Source organism: Rhizobium albus (assembly GCA_030160035.1).
Lineage (GTDB): Bacteria > Pseudomonadota > Alphaproteobacteria > Rhizobiales > Rhizobiaceae > Georhizobium > Georhizobium albus.
Genome location: BSNO01000001.1, coordinates 565,130 through 588,153, shown reverse-complemented (window position 1 = coordinate 588,153; position 23,024 = coordinate 565,130). Strand labels below are relative to the sequence as shown.

The window sequence follows — 23,024 nt, the reverse complement described above, 5'->3', positions numbered from 1 at the left end:
TCTTGAACCATGACCGAATTCACCCCCCTCGCCTCGCTTGCCGGCGGCGCGCTCATCGGCCTGTCCGCTGTGCTGCTGATGGCCTTTGAAGGACGTATCGCAGGCATCAGCGGCATCGCCGGCCGCCTGCTTCCGCCCTATGAGGACGCTGGCTTTAGAAGCCGCCTCGCCTTTGTGATCGGCTTGATCGCCGCACCGCTCGCCTATGGGTTCGCAACCGGCGCACCCGTCACGCAAACCGTGTCCTCCAATGTCGCCATGATGGTGGCGGCGGGCCTGCTGGTCGGCTTCGGCTCGGTCTACGGCAATGGCTGCACCTCCGGCCACGGCGTCTGTGGCCTTTCGCGCCTTTCGGCCCGGTCCCTCGTTGCGACAATCGTCTTCATGGCCACCGCCTTCTTCACGGTGTTCGTGACGCGCCACGTCCTTTGAGGAACAGCACCATGTCCATTCTCATCAATCTCGTCATCGGTCTGCTCTTCGGCGTCGGCCTCGTCATCTCCGGCATGTCCGACCCGGCGAAAGTTCTTAATTTTCTTGATGTCTTCGGCACCTGGGATCCGTCGCTCGCCTTCGTCATGGGCGGCGCCGTCATCGTCGCCTTCATCGGCTACCGCTTTGTGCTGAAGCGCGACAAGCCGCTTCTGGCCGATCGCTTCCATTTGCCGACCCGCACCGACATCGACAGCCGCATCCTCATCGGGCCGGCGATCTTCGGCATCGGCTGGGGCCTTGGCGGCTTCTGCCCAGGTCCTGCACTGACCGCGCTCAGTCTTGGTGCGATTGGCACGTTGGCGTTTGTCCCGGCCATGCTGATCGGCATGTGGGGCGCGCGCATGATCGGCGCCCTGCCGCAACCGCGCAGGGCCTGAACGGCTGATTTTCGAACGAAAGGCACCTGGTCCATGGCCGCGCTCCACCACTATTTTCCGATCCTGACCTGGGGCCGCAGCTATAGCCGCGTGACCTTTGCGGACGATCTGCTGGCGGCGGTCATCGTGACGATCATGCTGATTCCGCAGTCTTTGGCTTACGCCATGCTCGCGGGCCTGCCACCGGAGGTCGGGCTTTATGCATCGATCCTTCCGCTCGCCGCCTACGCCGTCTTCGGCACAAGCCGCACGCTTGCCGTCGGCCCGGTGGCCGTCGTCTCACTCATGACGGCGTCGGCCGTGGGCGAAGTGGCGGCTGCAGGCACGGCAGACTATCTCACGGCCGCGATCGTCCTTGCGCTACTCTCCGGCGCGATCCTGCTCGTCATGGGAATCCTGCGCCTCGGCTTTCTCGCCAATTTCCTGAGCCATCCGGTGATCTCCGGCTTCATCACCGCATCGGGCTTGCTGATTGCCATCGGCCAGTTCGGGACGATCCTCGGCGTTCCCGTGCGCGGGGACACGCTGCCGGAAATCGGCACTGCGCTGTTTGCCAACGCCCAGGCGATCAATGTCCCGACGCTTGTTCTGGGCGTGCTTACGCTCGGTTTCCTTTACGCCATCCGCCTGCGCCTCAAAGCCATGCTAATGCGCCTCGGTCTCGGCTCGCGCCCGGCCGACATGATCGCGAAGGCAGGTCCAGTTTTCGCTATTCTAGTCACCGTCGTTGCCGTGAAGCTTCTGGATCTCGGCGCACGTGGCGTCGCCCTCGTCGGCCAAATCCCGCAAGGTCTGCCGGTTCCCGGCCTGCCCGCAATCGATCTCGGTGTCGTACAGGCACTCTTCGTTCCGGCGCTGCTGATCAGCCTGATCGGCTTCGTCGAATCCGTATCGGTCGCACAGACGCTCGCCTCCAAGCGCCGCCAGCGCATCGTGCCGGACCAGGAGCTGATCGGGCTTGGCGCCGCCAACATCGCCTCGGGCCTCTCGGCCGGCTACCCTGTGACAGGCGGCTTTGCCCGGTCCGTCGTCAACTTCGATGCGGGCGCGCAGACGCCTGCTGCCGGTCTTTTCACCGCGCTCGGCATCGCGTTGGCGACGCTGTTTCTCACACCGTTTCTCACAGATCTGCCCCGCGCCACTCTGGCGGCCACGATCATCGTCGCCGTGCTCTCACTCGTCGATCTGGGTGCGCTGTGGCGGCTTTGGGCCTATTCGAGAGCCGATTTCGCCGCCATGGCTGCCACGATCATCGGCACGCTGCTGCTCGGCGTGGAGCCGGGCGTGGTGCTCGGCGTCGTTCTCTCACTCGTCCTGCATTTGCACCGCACGAGCCGCCCACACATCGCGATCGTCGGCAATGTCGAGGGCACCGAGCATTTCCGCAATGTCGATCGCCATCAGGTGCAGACAGTGCCCCATGTGCTGACGGTGCGGGTGGACGAGAGCCTCTATTTTGCCAACAGCCGCTTCCTCGAAGACCGCATCGCTGAACTGGTCGCCGAACGGCCAGCGCTGCGCCACGTCATCCTCATGTGCTCGGCCGTGAACGCCATCGACTCGAGCGCGCTGGAAAGCCTCGAGGAGATCAATCAGCGACTGAAGGATTCCGGCATTCGCCTGCATTTGAGCGAGGTGAAGGGGCCTGTCATGGACCGGTTGCGCACGTCGCAATTTCTCGCACATCTGACAGGCGGCGTTCATCTCTCTCAATTCGCCGCGATGCGTGCGACGACCTAAGAAAAGGCGTCGTCATCGCGCGCGGAGAGACGCTATAGACAGGACAAGCGGCACGATTCCACCAGGCAACCGCCGCCCTGGATACGCATGTTCGAATTCAGCAGCTACCATGTCCTGCTTCTCGTAATCGGCGCGAGCGTCGTCAATTCCTATTGGTTCCCCCGCTTCATCCCCGGCTGGGAGCCGGCCGCCTCCGCCCTGCTGATCGCATCGGGGCTTGTGGCCTACACCTTCTTTCCCGGCATGCCGGACATTCTGCACCCGATCGAGGATGGCTATCTGTGGGAGATTGCCAGCGAATTTGCCGTCATCGTGGCGCTTTTCGGCGCTGGCATTCGGATCGATACGCGCTTCAACCGGCAGTTGCTGACGCCGACCATGCGCCTGCTGCTCATCGCGATGCCTTTGACGATTGCGGCTGTTGCCTTCACCGGTTGGGCCTTCGCCGGCCTGTCGATCGCCGGTGCGATCCTGCTCGGGGCCGCACTGTCGCCGACCGATCCGGTCCTGGCCGGCGACCTCCAGGTCGGCCCGCCGCAGCGGGGAAACGAGCATCCGGTGCGCCTGGCGCTGACGACCGAGGCCGGCCTCAATGACGGGCTTGCCTTTCCCTTCGTGTATCTGGCCATCATCGTCGCGGCCCAAGGCTTTGAACCGGCCCAATGGGGGCTCGAATGGCTGTTGCGCGATGTCGTCTACCGCATCGCCATGGGCATCGCCGGCGGCTTCGTCACGGGTTACATCCTCTCACGCATCGTCTTTTCCATCCCGAGCCATAACCCAATCGCCAAGTCCGGCGCTGGCGTCATTGCCTTCGCGGCCGTCATCCTGTGCTACGGCACGACGGAACTGGTGGAAGGCTACGGCTTCGTCGCCGTCTTCGTCGCCGGCCTGACGATCCGCCGCTACGAGCCGGAGAACGTCTATCATCGCAAGCTCCACGATTTCATCGAGCCTTTGGAATACGCGCTTACCGCGGTCATGCTGTTCATGCTGGGGGGCGTGTTTCTCGACCTCCTGCCGCTGATCGACTGGCGCCTGGCAACGCTTGCCGCTCTCCTGATCTTCGTGATCCGCCCGGTCATTGCATGGCTGTCGCTGATCGGCACCTCTCTCAGCGGCCAGGCGCGCAACGATGTCGCCTTTTTCGGCGTGCGCGGTGTCGGTTCGATCTATTACATGGCCTTTGCCGGTGGGCACGCAGACTTCGCGGACATGGATAAATTGTGGGCGGCGACGGCACTTGTCATCGTCCTGTCATCGATCGTGCATGGTTTGACGGCCGGCATCGTCGTCAAGCGCTACACGGACACGACCGCTGACTGATGAGACGGATACCTGATGCACCGCACTGACATATGGGCGATTGCCGCCATCGCCATCGCCCAAACACTGATCTGGTGCGGCACGTTCTATGCATTTCCAGCGCTTTTTGTGCGTTTCGAAGCCGACTTCGGCTGGTCGAAGCCAGCGCTGACCGGCGCGCTCACCCTCGCCATCGTCGCGTCGGCGCTGGTGTCGCCGCTTGTCGGCCGACTGATCGACAGGGGCATCGGCCCTGTCGTGCTCACCGGCAGCATTCTGCTCGGCGGCTTGACGATGCTCGCTTTGTCGCAAGTGCAAACGGTTTGGCAATTCTACCTGGCTTGGGCGGTGATCGGGATTGCGATGGGCGGCGGCCTTTATGAACCGACCTTCGCCTTCATGACCCGCGCGATCGGCCCGACGGCGACACGCGCGATAACCCTGGTCACGCTGGTTGCGGGCTTCGCCGGCACGCTGTCGTTTCCGCTCGGCCATTATGTTTCGGAAGCTGCCTCATGGCGGGTGGCAGCCATGACCTATGCCGGATTGATCATCCTCATCGCCGCACCGCTCATGTGGTTCGGCGCGCGCCATTTCGAAGCTGGGTTCCGCCGCACGGCGACCTCCAGCGCACCTGAAGGGCTCCATCATGGGAGCGCGCATCTTCGCAGCGCAACCTTCTGGCTACTAGCTGCCGGCTTCACCCTGATCGCCATCAATCACGGGGTAATCCTGAACCATATTCTGCCGCTCTTGCGCGAACGCGGCTTCGATGCGTCAAGCGCAGTCTTTGCGGCCTCCATGATCGGGCCGATGCAGGTCGTCGGCCGGATCGCCATGATGCTGACCGCCCATCGAACGTCCATCAGAGCGATCGTGCTCGCCTGCTTCAGCGGCATCACGCTCGCGACGCTGGCCCTGATCGCCGCCGCAGCGGTTCCCCTGTTCGTGGCGGGGTTCGTGCTGCTGCAGGGCGCCTGCTTCGGCGTTATGAGCATCGCAAAGCCTGCCATCACGCGCGAATCCATGGGCGCGACGAATTTCGGCGCGGTCGCCGGCGCACTGGCGGCGCCCTACCTGCTCGGCATTGCGGTTGCGCCCTTCTTCGGATCTCTGGTCTGGGAATTCGGTGGCTACGACACCGTGCTGATCATCATCCTGCTGGCCGCCATCGCCGGCGGCGTGTGCGTCTATCTCGCGACCCTCCACATGGCGCCCCGCCGCACTTGAGCCACGTTCCAGCTTAACCCATTGAGTTTTGTTGTTGCAGCGCGGTAAGCTTGATCGATGCCCTCATTTCTCCGTTCGCGCCTGGAAAGCCATCTCGCCTTCATCTACCCCGAGCACGACAGCGCTGCTCTGACCGATGCGATGATTGCCGCCTTCTGGCCCGAAAGCGGCAAAGCCAAGCCGCGCAGCAAAGGCCGTCTGACCAACCAGCCGCCCTGGAGCGAGCGCGACACCGCTCTGATCGCCTATGGCAATTCGCTGATCGACGGGAAGACCGCCCCCGTCGCACTGCTGCAGGATTTTCTCGATACGCATCTCGATGGCAGCGTGAACAACGTCCACGTCCTGCCGTTCTTTCCCTACACCTCCGATGATGGTTTTGCCGTCGTCGACTATTACAGCGTCAACCCCGATGTCGGCGACTGGAAGCACCTCCAGAGGCTTGGCCGGCGCTACCGATTGATGGCCGATCTGGTGCTGAACCACGTTTCCTCTGCATCGCTCTGGTTCAAGCAGTATCTGCGCGGCGAGGGGCCCGGTAGCGGCTTTTTCGTCGAAGTCGACCCCGCGACCGATCTTTCCGCCGTCGTGCGTCCACGTCCGCATCCGCTTCTGCGGAAGGTGGAAACGGCGCATGGCGAGCGACACGTCTGGTGTACCTTCTCCGAAGACCAGGTCGATCTGAATTTCGCCAATCCGGAGATGTTGATCGAGTTTCTGCGCATCATGCGCTTTCACATCGATCGCGGCGTCCGCACGATCCGGCTCGACGCCGTCGCCTTCGTCTGGAAGGAGATCGGCACCAACTGCATCCACTTGCCACAGACGCACGAGATCGTCCGGCTGATGCGCACGCTCGCCGACTACGCCGAGGTGCCGCTGCTTCTGATCACGGAAACCAACGTTCCGAACATGGAGAACCTCTCCTATTTTGGGAACCGCAACGAAGCCCATGCGGTCTATAATTTCTCGTTCCCGCCGCTCGTCGTCCACGCGCTTCTCTCGGGCGACGCGACCGCGCTCAACCGCTGGCAGATGACGATGCCGCCGGCGCCTGCCGGCTGCTTCTATTTCAATTTCGTCGCGTCCCATGACGGCATTGGCCTCCGACCAGCCGAGGGCCTTCTGCCCGACGAGGAGATCGCCAAGATGATTGCCGCCGTGGAAGCCTTCGGCGGCGCGGTGTCTCTGCGCGCCATGCCGGACGGCACCTACCGGCCTTATGAGATGAATATTGCGCTTTTCGACGCCTTCCAGGGCAAGATCGACGGCACGCCGGACGAATGGCGCCGCGAACGCTTTCTATGCTCGCAAACGATCATGATGGCGCTCGAAGGCATGCCCGCTTTCTATATCCACAGCCTGCTCGCCACCCCCAACGACCATGATCGGCGCGCCCGCACGGGTCACAACCGGTCGCTCAACCGCCACCAGTGGGATTACGATGCGCTGACTGAGCGCCTGACGGACCCGGAAAGCGAACAGGCCATCGTGCTTGGCGAACTGAAGCGTCAGATCGACATCCGCACCACCCAGAAGGCGTTTCACCCAAACGCGACGCAGTTCACGCTGCAACTGGGCGAAGGCCTCTTCGGCGTCTGGCGCCAGAGCATCGACCGCGGGCAATCGATCTTCGCCATCCACAACGTGACCGATCGTGCAATCACGCTACCGCTCGTCAGCCTGAACCTGATCAAGGGCGAGACCTGGACCGATCTTTTGAGCGGCAACGAGATCGATGCCGAAATCGGCACCGCCATCGAGCTTCACCCCTATCAGTGCGTCTGGCTCGCCAACCGAACCGCTTAACGCTTAACTGCCGCGGTTGTCGGCTTCCACCGCGTCGCGCAGATCATCGAGAATGCCCGGCGCGGCTGAATTGACCCGCCGCCAATTGGGGATAACAGGCGTTTCCATCGGGTTTTCGAGGAACATCTCGCCGGCCTTCATGATGTTGCCGGCAAAGAGCTCCACGGCCTGCTCTTCCCGGTGGCGGTCGAGCCGGAGGCCGTTCATCACCGCGTCGGCGTGATAGCTTTCGATCATGTCGAGCGCCGCACGGTAATAGGTGGCCTTGACCGAGCGGAACGTGCCTGAGGTGAACGTAACGCCTTCCGTCGCGAGCTTGCGGAACACGGCCTTGGTGATATCGATCGACATGCGCGACAGTCCCTTGTCCGCATCGTCCTGCGACAGGTCCTGGTGCTTGTGGTCGTAGATGTCCGCGATATCCACCTGGCAGATGGAGCGCTGGCTGGCATTGCGGCGCATCTCCGAAAGCACGCCGATTTCCAAACCCCAATCGGTCGGAATACGGATATCCGGAATGGTCGCCATGCGCATCGCGAACTCGCCGGAGAGCGGATAGCGGAAGGCTGCCAGATAATCGATGTATTGCTGGGGTCCAATGGTCTTTTCCAGTGCATCGAGCAGCGGTCCGACCAGCAGGCGCGACACGCGCCCATTGAGCTTGCCATCGGCGATGCGGGAATAGAAGCCCTTGGCAAAAACATAGCCGAAGCGCGGATTGGCAACGGGATAGACCAGGCGCGCCAGCAGCTCGCGGTGATAGGTAACGATGTCGCAATCGTGCAGCGCCACCACATCCGATCGCCCGGATGCCAGCGCATAGCCCATGCAGTACCAGACGTTGCGCCCCTTGCCCAATTCGGTTGGCGCGACGCCATAGTCCATCAGCTTGTCGTGGATCGCCGTCAACCGCGGCCCGTCGTTCCAGAGAATACGATGGTGCTGCGGCAGGCGACCGAAGAACTCCTTGGCCTTGTGGAACTCCGTTTCGCTCGCCCGATCAAGGCCGATGATGATTTCCTTCAGATACGGCACCTTCGTCAGGTGATCGAGGATCAGCGGCAGCGCCTCACCTTCGAGTTCCGAATAGAGCGAAGGCAGGATCAACGAGATCGGCCTGTTTTCGCTGAAGGCGACGAGTTCCCGCTCCATCTCCTCCACCGGCCGGCGCGTGAGATTGTGCAGGGTCGCAATCGCGCCTGTCTGGTGAAAATCGGTCATTGTGCTGTCCCCTTCTCGATCGCTCCGACGCGCCGAATGAACGAGAGCACCGCCTCGTTCCATCCGGCCGGACCTTCTTTTTCGGTACGGCTGATCCGCCCGGTCTGCTCGCCCGCCAGCGGCGCAAGCGGCGGGTGCGCGCTGTTTGCAACAATCACGCCGAAATCGGCCGCCTCAAGCATCGCGATGTCGTTGGCCGCGTCGCCGAGTGCCAGCGTCGGCCTGCCCGGCCGCCCAGTTTCCGCTTCGTGCCAGGCGACGATTTCCGCCATCCGATCGGCCTTGCTGGCACCGGCCGAGATCGTCAGGAAACGTCCGCCCTGCACCGCAGACAAGCCTTCGGCCTTGAGCGCATCCAGAAATGCGGCGCGCTCGTTAGCGCTGCCGGAAAACAGCCCCGGCTCGGAAAAGAGCCGGCGACGGGCAAGGCTGGCCCCCTCGAACGACAGGCCTGTGCGTTCTGCCACCTCGGAATCGTCCATGTCGCCGAAGCTGCGATAGAGCACGCGGAGCGGCTTTGGCATCCTGTCCAGCGCCGCGCGGATCTGTCGATACGCATCGTCCTGCCCGTCGGCATGGCCCGGCCACGCGATCCCAGCGCCATTTTCGACAATCGCGGGCAAATGAATGCCGGTCGCTTCCCTCAGCGGCGCGATCTCGGCAGCCGTCTTGCTGGTTGCGAAGATGAGCGGGATGCCGTTAGCCTTGACGACATCGAGCGCAGGCCGGGCTGCGTCGAAGGAGTAGGTCGCGTGATCGAGCAGCGTCCCGTCGAGATCGGAAAAGATGATCATGGTCTTGAGCTACCAGATTTTGTGCTTTGCACAAATGACAAGCCTCTGAAATTCCATGCATGAACTTCTAACCCCAGGCGAAATGGGCGAAGCGGACCGCCTGACGATCGACGCGGGCACGCCTGGTATCGGTCTCATGCGCGTCGCAGGGCAAGCTGTCGCCGAGGCGGCGCTGACATTTCCGTCTGTGACACGCGGGGTGCTCGTGCTGGCCGGCATCGGCAACAATGGCGGCGACGGGTTCGTGGTGGCGGAAGTGCTGCGATTGCGGGGACTGCCCGTGACCGTCGTTCTCATCGGTACCCGCGAGCGGCTGCGTGGCGATGCGGCACTGGCTTTCGCCGATTGGCAGGGTGAGACGTCCTCGGCATTGCCGGCTGACCTGTCCCGCTTCGGGCTCGTCATCGATGCGCTCTTCGGTGCCGGTCTCGATCGCGCGGTCCAGGGCGAAGCTGCCGAGACGATCGATGCCGTCAACCGATTCGGTATCCCCGTGCTGGCCGTCGATCTGCCGAGCGGCATCGATGGTCGAAGCGGCACGGTGCGGGGGGTTGCGATCAAAGCGACGCGCACCGTCACCTTCTTCCGCAAGAAACCCGGCCACGTTCTCTTTCCGGGCCGCGCCCACTGCGGCGAGATCCGCGTTGCGCAGATCGGCATCGACCATGCAGTGTTGCGACGGCTCGACCTACGGCGCTTCGAAAATACGCGTGAACTTTGGTCTTCCCCCTACCCCGTTCCCTCGGCGGAAGGGCACAAATACGGCCGGGGCCACGCCATCGTCATGTCCGGCGGCCCCACCCGCACCGGCGCTGCGCGCCTTGCGGCAACGGCCTGCCTGCGCTCAGGTGCCGGACTGGTGACCGTGGCGTCGCCGGGCAGCGCTCTTCTGGTGAACGCCGCACATCTCACGGCCATCATGCTCGCCCGCTGCGATGATGCCGACGATTTGAGAACCTTGCTCGAGGACGAGCGCCTGAATGCTGTCGTCATCGGCCCGGGCCTCGGTATCGACGATGCAAGCCGCAAACTGGTGCTGGCGGCATTAGAGAGCAGCGCCGCGCTGGTGCTGGATGCCGACGCCCTGACGGTCTTCAAGAATGATCCGCAGGCGCTTTTCACACGCATCCAGGAGCGTCGCGCGCCAACCGTGCTGACACCCCATTCCGGCGAGTTCGCGCGGCTCTTTCCGGATCTGGGGAAAGACGAAAGTCTCTCGAAAATCGACCTCGCCGAGCGGGCCGCCGTCGCGAGCGGCGCGACGGTTCTGCTGAAGGGCGGCGACACGGTCATCGCCGAGCCCGAAGGTCGCGCAGCAGTGAACACGAATGCACCACCCTGGCTCGCCACGGCTGGTTCCGGCGATACGCTCGCAGGCATCATCGGCGGGCTGCTCGCGCAGCGCATGCCACCCTTCGAGGCCGCGAGCGCCGCCGCGTGGCTTCACGGCCGTGCAGGGCAAATCGCGGGACCTGGACTGACGGCGGACGATCTGGACAAGGCCCTGCATCAGGCGATAGGCGCTCTGATCGAGGATCTCGCCACGACGGCCGGGCCCGGGAGGACCACATGACGAAACAGGATTACCCGATCACCGATTGGGACGACGCCTATACGAACGGCGCCTATATCGATGGCGCAGATGCCTATCCCGACCGCTGGGCGGCAGAGGCCGCAGCCTTCCGCGCCGAGCTCGCAAAGCGCGATCGCGCTGAGATCGATATCTCCTATGGCCCCGAACCGCGCAACCGGTTGGATCTCTTCCTGCCGGTCGGATCACCGAAGGGGCTCGTTGTCTTCGTCCATGGCGGCTATTGGAAGGCTTTCGACAAATCCTTCTGGTCGCATCTGGCACGCGGCGCAGTCGATGGAGGCTTCGCCGTGGCGATGCCATCCTACACGCTGGCGCCCGAGGCGCGGCTGACGCGGATCGGCCGCGAGGTCGCGGCAGCGATCGTCAAGGCGAGTGATAGGATCAATGGCCCGATCCGGCTTGCGGGCCACTCGGCCGGCGGTCATCTCGTCTCGCGCATGGTTTCGGAGCATTCCCCGCTTGCCGCACCCGTTCGGGAGCGCGTGGAACACGTGATCTCGATCTCGGGCGTTCACGATCTGCGCCCGCTGATGCTGACCGAGATGAACGCGATTCTCGCGATCGATGAGGAAGAGGCCTACCGGGAAAGCCCGGCGCTCCTGCGCCCCCTGGCCGGCACGCGGCTTCTCGCCTGGGTGGGCGGCAGGGAGCGGCCTGAATTCCTGCGCCAAAGCCGCATCCTGCCCGAACTCTGGGACGGTTTCGGCGTCATGACCAAGTTTCACGTGGATGAAGCGACGCACCATTTCGATGTCATCGACGGCCTGGCTGAGCGCGACAGCGCATTGACGCAGGCACTTCTCCAATCCTTTTGACAGGCTTTCGAGGTTTCCCACCATGACATCGCGACAGATCGCCTTCCTGGGCACCGGCCTCATGGGCGCGCCCATGGCCAAAAATCTGCTCAAGGCCGGCCACCGCCTCACGGTCTGGAACCGCAGCAGGGAGAAAGCGGAGCCGCTCGGTAAGATCGGTGCGGAGATCGCAGCAAGCGCCGCCGACGCGGTGAGAGAAGCCGACATGGTCATCACCATCGTCAGCAATGGCGAGGCCGTTGCGGATCTCCTCTTCGCGCAAGGCGTGGCGGCCGCGATGAAGAGCGGCGCGATCTTCATCGACATGAGCTCGATCACCCCGGCCGAAGCCCGCGACCATGCGGCAAGGCTTCAGGCGATGGGCCTTCGTCATCTCGATGCCCCGGTCAGCGGCGGCACCAAGGGCGCCGAAGCTGCAACGCTCGCCATCATGGCCGGCGGCGAGGAAGCGACATTCAATGAAGCCGCTCCTGTCCTTAAGGCTCTGGGCCGGCCGGTCCGCGTCGGAGCATCCGGTACGGGCCAGCTGGCGAAGCTCGCGAACCAGGCAATCGTCGGCATCACGATCGGTGCGGTCGCCGAGGCGACCCTGCTCGTTCAGTCCGGCGGCGGCAACGCGGAAGCGTTCCGTGATGCGCTAAAGGGAGGCTTTGCCGATTCCGCGATCCTCCAACTCCATGGCTGGCGCATGGATAGCCGCGACTTCACGCCGGGTGCCAAATCCTCGATCCAGCTGAAGGACATGAACAACATCGTGAAGGAAGCGGATGCGCTCGCGATCGAGCTGCCGCTCGCCGAGAGCATTCGCGAACGCTACAAGACGCTCGTCCACGCGATGCACGAACCGGATCTCGATCACGCGGCGCTCTATCTCGAGCTGATCAGCCGCGCCAAAAGCTGACCCCTATTCGATCCGCTCGTTTTCGCGATCGGATGTCGTGTTTTCACCGAGCGTGTCGGCGCCAAAGACCTTGCCGGCCCGCCTTGGCGTCGTCAGCGGTGTCGGCTTCGGCATGTTGCCGCGCATCAGGTCGCTGCCCGAATAGATATCGCCGACGATCTGCATCTCGAAACGCGCCTCGTCGCGGCGGCGCACGTCGGCGCTGATTGCCTGCGCGTCCTCGACCGGCACGCCAAGCTCGATCATCGCCGCCTCGCCAAAGCGCATCGCGGATTCGAAGGTCTCGCGGATCTGGTAGTCGACACCCTTCGCGATGAGATCGAGCGCGTGGCCGCGATCGAAGGCACGCACGAAAAGCCTGGCCAGCGGAAACTCGTGTTTGACCAGTTCCACGATCCGGTCGGCGGCGGCGCGATCGTCGACGCAGACGAGGATCGCCTCGGCCTCCTTGGCGCCCGATGCATGCAGCGTGTCGAGCCGCGTTCCGTCGCCGTAATAGACCTTGAAGCCGAAATCTGCCGCGGCCCGGATCATTTCGACGTCGTTTTCGATGATCGACACATCGAAGCCGCGCGCGAGCAGGCCTTGGCTGGCCACCTGAGCAAAACGGCCGAAGCCGATGATCAACACGTTGCCGTGAAGCCCATCCGCTTCATCGATGCCATCGAGATCGGTCGGCGCGCGCGGCATCAGGCGCTGCAGCGCAATGCCGATCAACGGCGTCAGCGCCATGGAGAGGATGATCACCGCGGAGAAAATCGCGTTCGTGCGCGGGTCGAATATGCCGCCGGCAAGCGCCGCCGCATAAAGGACGAAGGCGAACTCTCCACCCTGCGCGAAGAGTGCTACGCGGGTGATCGCCGCCCGGTTGGCCGTGCCGAATATCCGCGCGATGACATAGATGCCGATCGACTTCGTGACCATGAACGCCGCTACCGCGAGCAGGATCACCTGCCACTCCGCCCAGATGACGGCGAGATCGAGCGACATGCCGACAGCGAGGAAGAAGAGGCCGAGCAGGATGCCGCGGAACGGCTCCACATCGGCTTCCAGCTGATGCCGGAAAGTCGATTCCGACAGAAGCACGCCAGCGAGGAACGCGCCCATCGCCATGGACAGGCCGCCGACATCCATGAGCAGCGCCGACCCAAGCACGACCAGAAGTGCCGCTGCCGTCATCACCTCTCGCGCCCGCGCCGCCGCCAGAATGCTGAAGAACGGATTGAGCAGGAAGCGCCCGGCGAGAATGAGCGCCGCAACCGCGCCGATCGCGATCGCGATATCCACAAGCCGCTGGGTCAGCGTGGCACTTTCGCCAGGTGCCAGGAAGGTCACGATCGCGAGCAGCGGCACGATCATCAGGTCTTCCAGAAGCAGGATCGACACCGCCTGCTGTCCTTCCGTCGTGGACGTCTCGCCCCGCTCGTCGAGCATCTGCATGACGACGGCCGTCGACGACAAGACAAAACCGGAGGCCGCGACAAAGGCGATGACCGGCGACAGATCGAGCAGATAGATCCCGATCAGCGTCAACAGGAACGCGCAGAAGAACACCTGCGACAGACCGAGGCCGAAGATTTCACGCCTGAGGTTCCAGAGCCGCGAAGGCTGCATTTCCAGCCCGATAACGAAGAGGAACATCACGACGCCGAGTTCGGCGATGTGCAGGATCGCCTCAGGATCGGAGAAGAATCCGAGACCGAACGGCCCGATGATGAGGCCGGCCGTGAAATAGCCGAGCACCGAGCCGAGGCCCAGGCGCTTGAAGATCGGCACGGCCAGCACGCCCGCCGAGAGCAGCACGACCACCTGCGCCAGATCGGATCCGGATCCCTCGACTGCCATGCTGCGCTCTCTCGTCGGCGTTCAGTTTATGAACCTCTAAACGACCGCCCGCATTTGTCTATCGTCCCAGCACAAGGCCCTCGCGACGCGGGTCGGCCGCACCGGCAAATCCACCATCCTCGACGCGGATCGCATGTAGGCCGCTGTTCATGTCACCGATCCGCACCTCATGGCTGCGGGCGGTCAGCTCATCGGCGAAACGCTCGGCTTCGGTTCCTGCTTCGAGCGTTGTCGGGCCATTCGCATTGAAGACATGGCCAAGATCGATGGCGGCCTGCAGGTCCATGTCCCAATCGAGCGTCGCCACCAGCGCCTGCGCCACATAGCCGATGATCGAGACGCCGCCCGGCGAGCCGATGACGAGTTCGAGCCCTCCATCCTCCAGCACGATCGTCGGCGCCATGGAGCTGCGCGGCCTCTTCCCGCCTTCCACACGGTTCGCGATCGGCCGGCCGGCCTCGTCGCGCGGCGAAAACGAGAAATCGGTGAGCTCGTTGTTGAGGAGAAATCCACCGACCATCAGTTGCGAGCCGAACCCGCCCTCGATCGTCGTGGTCAGAGAGACCGCATTGCCGTCCGCGTCGACAATGGAGACATGGCTGGTTCCCGCGCGGCCTGGGGAGGTATCCGGTCCCTGCGCTCTTCGCGCGCGCCACGGCGGATTGCCGTGAGCTACCGGTGCAGCGGCGGCTTCATCCAGCGAGATCGATTGGGCGCGAGCGGTCAGATAGGCCGGATCGAGAAGACCGTCGACAGGCACGTCGACGAAGTCGGCATCGGCGAGAAACATCGCGCGGTCGGCAAAGGCGAGTTTGCTCGCCTCGCTGAAGAGGTGCCACGCATCGGCATCGTCGGGCCCAAGCGACGCCATGTCGAAATGTTCGAGCAGCCCGAGGATCTGGCCGACCGTGGTCGCGCCGGAACTGGGCGGCCCCATGCCGCAGACTTCGTAGACGCGATAGGAATGGCACACCGGCTCGCGCTCCACGATCTCATAGGCTTCGAGATCCTCGATCGACAGCAGCCCCGGGCGACCAGGCGCAGTGCGCACCGTCTCAACGATCGCTTGCCCGATCTCGCCGCCATAGAAGATTTCGGTCCCCTCCTCCGCCACGCGCCGCAGCGTCTCGGCAAACTCCGGATTGCGAACGATATCTCCCGCTTGAAGTGCCGTTCCTCCCGAAAAGAAGTAGTTACGCGCGGTCTCGAACGTCTGGAGCCGCGCAGCGCCGTCGCCGATCAGCTGCCCGGCAAGCCGCGGGCCTACTTCAAACCCGTCCTCCGCCAGGTCGATGGCCGGCTGAAGCAGTTCGGCAAAAGGCTTGGTGCCTAAAAGCGCATGGGTCTCCTCCATCAGCTTCAGCGTTCCTGGCGTGCCGACCGAGCGCCCGCCGACCACCGCATCGAAAAACTCCATCGGCTCACCATCGAGCCCAAGGAAGAGGTTTGGGCCAGCGACCTTCGGCGCCGTCTCGCGCCCATCGAACGTGCGCACCGATCCCGTTTCGGCGTCGAAATAGACGAGGAAGGCACCACCGCCGATCCCGGAGCTCTGTGGCTCGACGAGATTGAGCATCATCTGCACCGCAACCATCGCGTCGATGGCGTTGCCGCCGGCTTCCAGAACCGCCAATCCGGCTTCGCTGGCGGCCGGATGGGCAGCGGCGACCATGAAATCCTGTGCGTAAACAGTCGCCTGCTGGATCCGCCCGGTCGCCTGCTCGGGCGCAGGGCGCGCCTCCTGTGCAAGCGTTTCGCCGCTGGCCAAGACGAGCAGGGCAGCGACGGATAAACTCCAAGACCTTAAGATCATTGCCGATTTTCTCCTCTCGCCCCAGCCTGAACGTATCCTACGTGCTCAACGCGAAAAGGCAAAACGCCCGTTCCTGGCCGCATTCGCCCTTCGTTTATAATCCGAACGGCTAACTGGTCGCATTTCGGGCTCGGCAGTACGGTTCGCTTGCGGTGGCATAGGCTGGCCGCAGGGGTTTGCCGTGGCCGCGCCACGGCTCGAAATGGGAGGTAATCGTTTTGGATCCCAAGTCCGCACAGGCCGATGCCTATTGGCAGGCCAATCTCCGGATCATCAAGATCTCGCTCGTCATCTGGGCGCTGGTCTCGTTCGGTTTCGGCATCATTCTGCGTCCGTTGCTCTCCGGCATTCCTGTTGGCGGTACGGACCTCGGTTTCTGGTTCGCCCAGCAGGGCTCCATCCTCGTCTTTCTTGGTCTGATCTTCTTCTATGCCTGGCGCATGAACAAGCTCGACCGGGAATTCGACGTCGACGAGCAGTAATCGGCGCTCGGGAGGGGTAAAATGGATCAATATACGCTCAATCTGATCGTCGTCGGTCTGAGCTTCGCGCTCTATATCGGCATCGCGATCTATTCACGCGCCGGCTCGACCGGCGAATTCTATGCCGCTAACCGCGGCGTTCACCCGGTGATGAACGGCATGGCGACCGCCGCTGACTGGATGTCTGCCGCTTCGTTCATCTCGATGGCGGGCCTCATCGCCTCGGTCGGTTACGACAACTCGACCTATCTCATGGGCTGGACCGGCGGCTACGTGCTGCTCGCCATGCTGCTTGCGCCCTACCTGCGCAAATTCGGCAAGTTCACCGTTCCGGAATTCATCGGCGACCGCTTCTATTCGCGCTCTGCGCGTATCGTGGCCGTCGTCTGCCTTATCGTCGTCTCGGTCACCTACGTTATCGGCCAGATGACCGGTGTTGGCGTCACCTTCGCCCGCTTCTTGGAAACCGATACCACGACCGGTCTTCTGATCGGCTCGGCGATCGTGTTCCTTTACGCGGTCTTTGGCGGCATGAAGGGCATCACCTACACGCAGGTCGCCCAGTACATCGTCCTCATCCTCGCCTACACGATCCCAGCGATCTTCATCTCGCTGCAGCTTACGGGCAACCCGCTTCCGATGTTCGGTCTCTTCTCCGAGCACACGGCGTCCGGCCAGCCGCTCTTGACGACGCTCGACCAGATCGTCACCGATCTCGGCTTCAACCAGTACACCGGTTCGACGGACTCCACGCTGAACATCGTCCTGTTCACCATGTCCCTGATGATCGGTACTGCCGGCCTGCCTCACGTCATCATCCGGTTCTTCACCGTGCCGAAGGTATCCGACGCACGCTGGTCTGCCGGTTGGGCGCTGGTCTTCATCGCCATCCTCTACCTCACGGCGCCTGCCGTCGGTGCGATGGCGCGCCTCAACCTCATCGAGACGATCTATCCCGGCAACGGTGCGGTTGAAGAAACGGCAATCGTTTATGAAGATCGTCCCGAGTGGATGCGCAACTGGGAAACCACGGGCCTTCTCACCTTCAACGACCTGAATGGTGACGGCCGCATCCAGTTCTACAATGCCAACAACGCAGCCTATGCCGAAACGGCAACGCAGCGTGGCTGGCAGGGCAACGAGCTCACTGTCAACAACGACATCATGGTTCTCGCCAATCCGGAAATCGCGAACCTTCCGGGCTGGGTGATTGCGCTTGTCGCTGCCGGTGGTCTTGCTGCCGCTCTGTCCACGGCGGCAGGCCTGCTGCTCGCCATTGCGTCGGCGATCTCGCACGATCTGATCAAGAGCGTGATCAAGCCGGACATCTCGGAAAAGGGCGAGTTGCTCGCAGCCCGTATCGCCATGGCCGGTGCCATCGCACTCGCCACCTGGCTCGGGCTCAACCCGCCCGGCTTCGCGGCTCAGACCGTAGCACTTGCCTTCGGCCTCGCTGCATCGTCGATCTTCCCGGCGCTGATGATGGGCATCTTCTCCAAGCGGATCAACTCGTCGGGTGCTATCGCAGGCATGCTCGTCGGTCTGATCACGACCTGCGCCTACGTCTTCGCGTACAAAGGCTTCCTGTTCATTCCGGAAACCAACATCCTGCCGGACAATCCGGCTGGCTGGATCTTCGGCATCTCGCCGGCATCCTTCGGTACGATCGGCGCGATTTTGAACTTCGCCGTGGCCTACTTCGTATCCAACGCGACCGAAGCACCGCCGCGCGAAATCCAGGACCTCGTCGAAAGCGTCCGCACGCCGCGTGGCGCCAGCGCAGCGCTGGACCACTAAGACACAGGACTGTTCCCGGAATTTACCGCCGGGAACAGTCGAAATGACGAGAGAAGACCCCGCAAGCTTCTGTTTGCGGGGTCTTTTTACCTTCTGGCCCGCGATTGGTTGATCCAAAGCGCAATTCGGGCGATGAGGGGCTTTAGAATGCACAGCAGCGTGGGACGCTTCGTCCACGCTCGATGATCGGGGTGGATCACGCACGGGCTTGGGGGAGCACCGACGCGATCCTGGCGGGAAGAGACGATGTTTTTTATCTTGATCGGGGGCCTGCTCGTGGCCGTCAGCGCCGGGGCGATCGCTTCGCTGCCTTATCGCTTTGCCAAAAAGCCCGTACCCCGCGGCCTGATGCCGATCGTCGGCGGCGTGTCGCTTCTCATCTTCGTCCTCTGGAACGACTACTCCTGGTACGGCCGTACCGTTGCGGAACTGCCCGAGCGTGTCGCTGTCGTCGAAAGCTTCACCTATAGCGGCGCCCTCCAGCCCTGGACGCTCATCAAGCCGCGCATCAACCGCTTCACCGCCGTCGATCGGGCGTCGATCCAGCGCAACGAAGCGCTACCGGGCTATGTCATGGCGGATATCATCTTCGTCCAGCGCTATCAGCCGACGCTACAGGCGCGCCAGATCTTCGATTGCGCCGATACCCGACGCGCCGACCTCACCGATTCCACCGAGTTCGACGAACGCGGCATGCCGCAAAACGTCAACTGGGTCGATCTCGAGGATGATCACCCGCTGATCCCCATCGTTTGCGCCGAGCCCGCTCCAATCGGGTGAAGCCATCGAAGCTAAGCAAACCAGCCACTGAGGCTGTCGCATTTCCGCCTGCGCAACTTTACGATTAAAACCGGACGCCGGGCGTTCGATCCATTCAAAGCCCTTTGACAGCGCGTGCGGCCGGTCCGCTTCAGCTTGACTCGGAAATTTTATTCCAACACCTTCACAAGTGGGGGATGCAGAAGACGTGGTCGCACGTCCCTGCAGGGGTCATCGAAGAACAAGACAATAGGGAACACCGATCGATGCTCAAGAGCCTTTTCACTTCGACGATGCTGGCCTCCGCGCTGGCCATTTCAGCCCTTCCGACGGGCGCGTCCGCGCAGGACGCAGAAGTGGTCTACAACCGCGGCAATGACACCGACCCCTCGACGCTCGATCATCATCTCACGTCGACGGTGGCGGAAGGCCACATCATGCGCGATCTCTACGAGGGGCTCGTCGTGCAAGGCGCCGACGCCGAAGTGGTGCCGGGCGTTGCCGAGCGGTGGGACATTTCCGAAGACGGGATGACCTACACGTTCTATCTGCGCGAAGACGCACACTGGTCGAACGGCGATCCGGTGACGGCAAACGACTTCGTCTTCGCCTATCGCCGCATCCAGGATCCGGCAACGGCAGCGCCCTACGCCAACATGCTCTACGTGATCGAAGGCGCCGAAGAGGCCAACACGGCCGATGGCGCGCTCGAAGACATCGCAGCTCGCGCCATTGATGATCGCACGCTGGAAATCACCCTGAAGACACCGGCTCCTTATTTTCTTGAGCTTCTGACCCACCAGACCGGCCTGCCGCTGCACCAGGCGTCTGTCGAGGAGCACGGCTCGAACTATACGAGCCCCGGCAATCTGGTGACCAACGGCGCCTATATGCTGGAAAGCTTCACGCCGAACGATCAGATCGTTCTGCGCAAGAACCCCGAATTTCATGATGCGGACAATGTCGCGATCGATGTCGTGAACTACATCCCCTTCGAAGAGCGCGCGACCTGCCTGCGCCGCTTTGAGGCCGGCGAGGTCCATTCCTGTTCCGACGTACCGCTGGAGCAGATGGACTATATGGAAGCCAATCTCGGCGATGCGCTGCGCATCGTTCCCTATCTCGGTACCTACTATCTGCCGGTGAAGACGACGAAGGAGGGTCTCTCCGATCCGCGCGTCCGACAGGCGATGTCCATGGCGATCGACCGTGAGTTCCTGGCCGAGGAAATCTGGCAGGGCGCAATGATCCCGACGCACTCCTACGTGCCGCAGGGCATCGGCAATTACGGCGAACCGGCGGAAATGCCCTACGCCAATGACGACATGCTGGACCGTGAAGATGCCGCGATCGCGCTTCTGGAAGAAGCCGGCTATGGCGAAAACGAGCTGTCCATCGAGCTGCTCTACAACACGTCGGAAAACAACGCGAACACGATGACCGCGATCGCCGATATGCTGGGCAATATCGGCATCCAGGCAACGACCGTCGAAATGGAAGGCGCCACCTACTTCAACTATCTGCGTGAAGACGGCGATTTCGATGTCGCTCGCGCCGGCTGGATCGGCGACTATTCAGATCCGCAGAACTTCCTCTTCCTGCATGAGAGCGACAATCTCGGCTTCAACTATTCCCGCTGGGTGAACGAGGATTACGACGAGCTGATGGATCAGGCTTCCGTGGAAACGGACATCGATACGCGCGCTGAAATCCTCAAAGAGGCAGAAACGCTCCTGTTGCAGGAAGTGCCGGTCATTCCGATCCTCTACTACACGGCCAACGCGCTCGTGTCGGATCGTCTTGTCGGCTGGGAAGACAACGTCATGAACGTCCACGGCAGCCGTTGGATGTCGATCACCGAATAGGCTTTCAGCCCTCACCCGGCGATCAGCGGCCAGTCGTTGGCCGCAATCGCCGGGCGCATTCGATCTGGGCGCTTTGAGCGCCGTCCTTCGCCGATAGGCGTCGTCAGGAAACCCTAAATGGTCGGCTATGTGCTGCGGCGTCTGTTAAGCGCCATACCGACGGTGTTCATCATCGTCACCCTCGCCTTTTTCATGATCCGCATCGCGCCCGGCGGTCCGTTCGATCTTGAACGCCCGCTCGATCCGCTGATCATGGAAAACATCAACCGCGCCTACAATCTCGATAAGCCGCTCTGGCAGCAATATCTGCTGTATCTCGGCAATCTGGCGCAGGGCGACCTGGGGCCGAGCTTCACCCGGCGCGACTTTTCGGTGATGGATTTGTTCCGGACCGGCCTGCCCGTTTCCATTCAGTTGGGCGCCATGGCGCTGTCGCTGGCGCTGATCGTCGGCACAGCTCTCGGCGCGCTTGCGGCTCTCCGTCAAAACACCTGGATCGACTACATGGTGGTCGGCACCGCGACGCTCGGCATCACCATACCGCCCTTCGTGATCGCACCCGTCCTGTCGTTGTTCTTCGGCGTCATGCTCGGCTGGCTGCCGGCCGGCGGCTGGGGCGGCGGGCAGTTCCGCTATCTTGTCCTGCCGGTGGCGACGCTCGCCCTGCCCCAAATCGCGATCATTGCGCGGTTGACGCGTGGCGCCACCATCGAGGCCCTGCGATCGAACCATGTGCGCACCGCGCGCGCCTATGGCCTCCCGACCCGCGTCGTGGTCGTCACCCATGCGCTGCGTGCTGCCATGCTGCCTGTCGTCTCCTATCTCGGCCCAACGGCGGCCGCGCTCCTGACCGGCTCTGTCGTCGTCGAAACCATCTTCGGCATTCCCGGCATTGGGCGCTATTTCGTGCAAGGGGCTCTCGGGCGCGACTATACGCTCGTCATGGGCACGGTGATCGTCATCGCCGTCTTCGTCGTGATCTTCAACCTGATCGTCGACATCCTCTATGCGTGGCTCGATCCGCGCGTGCGTTACGATTGAGGATCATGCGATGACCGAAACCATTTCAGCCCATTCCGAACTGGACTACCGCCAAAGCCGCTCGCTCGGCCAGGATGCCTGGCTTCGCCTGCGCCGCAACAAGGCGGCCGTCGTCTCGATGATCGTGCTCATCGCGCTCGCCCTCACGGGCATTTTCGGGCCGATGCTGTCACCGCACCCCTATGACCGCATCTATCCGCAATATGTTCGCGCGCCTGCGAGCTTCGAGGCTTACCCACGTGCGGACGACATAACCCCGGCTTTCGAAAGCGCGATCGAACGCGGCCGTGTCACGATCGGCGAAATCACGATCGAGGGACAGACCGCGCGGGCACTCATTTCGAACGACGAGCCGATCGACGACCGCATCACCCGCTATGTCGACCGCTCGGACCTCTTCTCCAATGCGCGCATCGAAAACCTCAGCGCCGACGGTCTAAGCGCCGAAATGGTGGCGGACGTGCAGCGGCTGCGCTTCCTCTTCGGCACCGACGCCAATGGCCGAGACGTGCTGACCCGCACGATGATCGGCATCCGCATCTCACTTGCGATCGGGCTTCTCGCCTCGCTGATGGCGCTTGTGCTGGGCGTCACCTACGGCGCCGTCGCCGGCTATCTCGGTGGCCGCGTCGACAACGTCATGATGCGCTTCGTCGACATCCTCTATTCGCTGCCCTTCATCTTCTTCGTCATTTTGCTGGTCGTCTTCTTCGGCCGAAGTTTCGTGCTGATCTTCATCGCCATCGGCTGCACCGAATGGCTGGACATGGCTCGCATCGTGCGCGGGCAAACGCTCACCATCAAACGGCAGGAATATGTGGAAGCGGCCCAGGCCATGGGCGTGACGAGTTGGGGCATCCTGCGCCGGCACGTGATCCCGAACACGCTCGGCCCGGTGATCGTCTTCGTCACGCTTCTGGTGCCGAAGGCGATCCTCCTGGAAAGCCTGCTCTCCTTCCTCGGCCTCGGCGTCCAGCCCCCGCTGACGAGCCTCGGGCTCCTGATCTCCGATGGCGCGGCGAACATGCGCGGCGCGAGCTGGCTCCTGATCTATCCGGCGGTGACGCTGACGATCATCCTCTTCGCGCTGAACTTCCTGGGCGATGGCCTGCGCGATGCGCTCGATCCGAAGGACCGATAG

General features: G+C 62.9%; 19 protein-coding genes. 15 read left to right on the top strand and 4 right to left on the bottom strand.

Annotation, left to right across the window (positions count from 1 at the left end; genetic code table 11):
* The first annotated feature begins 9 nt into the window (after positions 1–9).
* The 6 genes from QQL76_RS02825 (at position 10) to QQL76_RS02800 (ending at position 6,956) form a co-directional block, all read left to right on the top strand.
* Positions 10–432 carry a YeeE/YedE family protein gene (locus QQL76_RS02825; RefSeq protein ID WP_499206282.1) on the top strand — a complete coding sequence of 141 codons (423 nt, stop codon included), beginning with the start codon at positions 10–12 and terminating at the stop codon, positions 430–432.
* Positions 433–443: 11 nt separating this feature from the next.
* Positions 444–872, top strand: a complete 429-nt coding sequence (locus QQL76_RS02820; protein ID WP_126008734.1) for a YeeE/YedE family protein — start codon at positions 444–446, stop codon at positions 870–872.
* Between the two features lie 33 nt (positions 873–905).
* Entirely contained in the window at positions 906–2,612 is a 1,707-nt protein-coding gene (locus QQL76_RS02815) for a SulP family inorganic anion transporter (protein ID WP_499206281.1), read from the top strand.
* Between the two features lie 87 nt (positions 2,613–2,699).
* Positions 2,700–3,938 carry a cation:proton antiporter gene (locus QQL76_RS02810; protein ID WP_499206280.1) on the top strand — a complete coding sequence of 413 codons (1,239 nt, stop codon included), beginning with the start codon at positions 2,700–2,702 and terminating at the stop codon, positions 3,936–3,938.
* Positions 3,939–3,953: 15 nt separating this feature from the next.
* Positions 3,954–5,147, top strand: coding sequence for an MFS transporter (locus tag QQL76_RS02805; protein WP_499206279.1), 1,194 nt, complete (start codon positions 3,954–3,956; stop codon positions 5,145–5,147).
* Between the two features lie 57 nt (positions 5,148–5,204).
* Entirely contained in the window at positions 5,205–6,956 is a 1,752-nt protein-coding gene (locus tag QQL76_RS02800) for a sugar phosphorylase (protein ID WP_499206278.1), read from the top strand.
* Between the two features lie 3 nt (positions 6,957–6,959).
* On the opposite strand, the gene QQL76_RS02795 is transcribed toward QQL76_RS02800, so the two are convergent.
* Together QQL76_RS02795 and QQL76_RS02790 are read right to left on the bottom strand one after the other, a co-directional pair.
* A complete protein-coding gene (locus QQL76_RS02795; protein WP_499206277.1) occupies positions 6,960–8,177 on the bottom strand; it encodes a glycosyltransferase family protein in 1,218 nt (405 codons plus the stop codon).
* The gene (locus QQL76_RS02790) at positions 8,174–8,971 is read right to left on the bottom strand and encodes an HAD-IIB family hydrolase (RefSeq protein WP_499206276.1); all 798 of its coding nucleotides are present in this window, start codon (positions 8,969–8,971) and stop codon (positions 8,174–8,176) included. The genes QQL76_RS02795 and QQL76_RS02790 overlap by 4 nt, the downstream gene beginning before the upstream one ends.
* 55 nt (positions 8,972–9,026) lie before the next feature.
* Here QQL76_RS02790 and QQL76_RS02785 point away from each other — a divergent pair, with 55 nt between their 5' ends.
* From QQL76_RS02785 to QQL76_RS02775, 3 genes are read left to right on the top strand one after another with little or no spacing between them, the layout of a single operon-like run.
* Positions 9,027–10,544 (top strand): bifunctional ADP-dependent NAD(P)H-hydrate dehydratase/NAD(P)H-hydrate epimerase, encoded by a 1,518-nt coding sequence (locus QQL76_RS02785; RefSeq protein ID WP_499206275.1) that lies wholly within the window; start codon positions 9,027–9,029, stop codon positions 10,542–10,544.
* The gene (locus tag QQL76_RS02780) at positions 10,541–11,380 is read left to right on the top strand and encodes an alpha/beta hydrolase (protein ID WP_499206274.1); all 840 of its coding nucleotides are present in this window, start codon (positions 10,541–10,543) and stop codon (positions 11,378–11,380) included. Before QQL76_RS02785 ends, QQL76_RS02780 begins: the two co-directional genes overlap by 4 nt.
* A 22-nt stretch (positions 11,381–11,402) precedes the next feature.
* On the top strand, positions 11,403–12,281 hold the full coding sequence (locus QQL76_RS02775) for an NAD(P)-dependent oxidoreductase (protein ID WP_499206273.1): 879 nt from the start codon (positions 11,403–11,405) through the stop codon (positions 12,279–12,281).
* A gap of 3 nt (positions 12,282–12,284) precedes the next feature.
* Here the strand turns inward: QQL76_RS02775 and QQL76_RS02770 are convergent, their stop codons facing one another.
* The gene (locus QQL76_RS02770; protein ID WP_499206272.1) at positions 12,285–14,126 is read right to left on the bottom strand and encodes a monovalent cation:proton antiporter-2 (CPA2) family protein; all 1,842 of its coding nucleotides are present in this window, start codon (positions 14,124–14,126) and stop codon (positions 12,285–12,287) included.
* Positions 14,127–14,184: 58 nt separating this feature from the next.
* Complete coding sequence (gene ggt / locus QQL76_RS02765; RefSeq protein ID WP_499206271.1) at positions 14,185–15,939, bottom strand: gamma-glutamyltransferase family protein; 1,755 nt, start codon at positions 15,937–15,939, stop codon at positions 14,185–14,187.
* A gap of 218 nt (positions 15,940–16,157) precedes the next feature.
* On the opposite strand from ggt, the gene QQL76_RS02760 reads away from it, so the two are divergent.
* The 6 genes from QQL76_RS02760 (at position 16,158) to QQL76_RS02735 (ending at position 23,024) form a co-directional block, all read left to right on the top strand.
* On the top strand, positions 16,158–16,421 hold the full coding sequence (locus QQL76_RS02760) for a DUF4212 domain-containing protein (RefSeq protein ID WP_499206270.1): 264 nt from the start codon (positions 16,158–16,160) through the stop codon (positions 16,419–16,421).
* Between the two features lie 21 nt (positions 16,422–16,442).
* Entirely contained in the window at positions 16,443–18,218 is a 1,776-nt protein-coding gene (locus QQL76_RS02755; RefSeq protein WP_499206269.1) for a sodium:solute symporter family protein, read from the top strand.
* A 246-nt stretch (positions 18,219–18,464) separates the two neighbouring features.
* Positions 18,465–18,998, top strand: a complete 534-nt coding sequence (locus tag QQL76_RS02750) for a hypothetical protein (RefSeq protein ID WP_499206268.1) — start codon at positions 18,465–18,467, stop codon at positions 18,996–18,998.
* 272 nt (positions 18,999–19,270) lie between these two features.
* Positions 19,271–20,842 (top strand): peptide ABC transporter substrate-binding protein, encoded by a 1,572-nt coding sequence (locus QQL76_RS02745; RefSeq protein ID WP_499207095.1) that lies wholly within the window; start codon positions 19,271–19,273, stop codon positions 20,840–20,842.
* A gap of 117 nt (positions 20,843–20,959) precedes the next feature.
* Entirely contained in the window at positions 20,960–21,883 is a 924-nt protein-coding gene (gene oppB, locus QQL76_RS02740; protein ID WP_126008705.1) for an oligopeptide ABC transporter permease OppB, read from the top strand.
* Between the two features lie 10 nt (positions 21,884–21,893).
* Entirely contained in the window at positions 21,894–23,024 is a 1,131-nt protein-coding gene (locus QQL76_RS02735; RefSeq protein ID WP_499206267.1) for an ABC transporter permease, read from the top strand.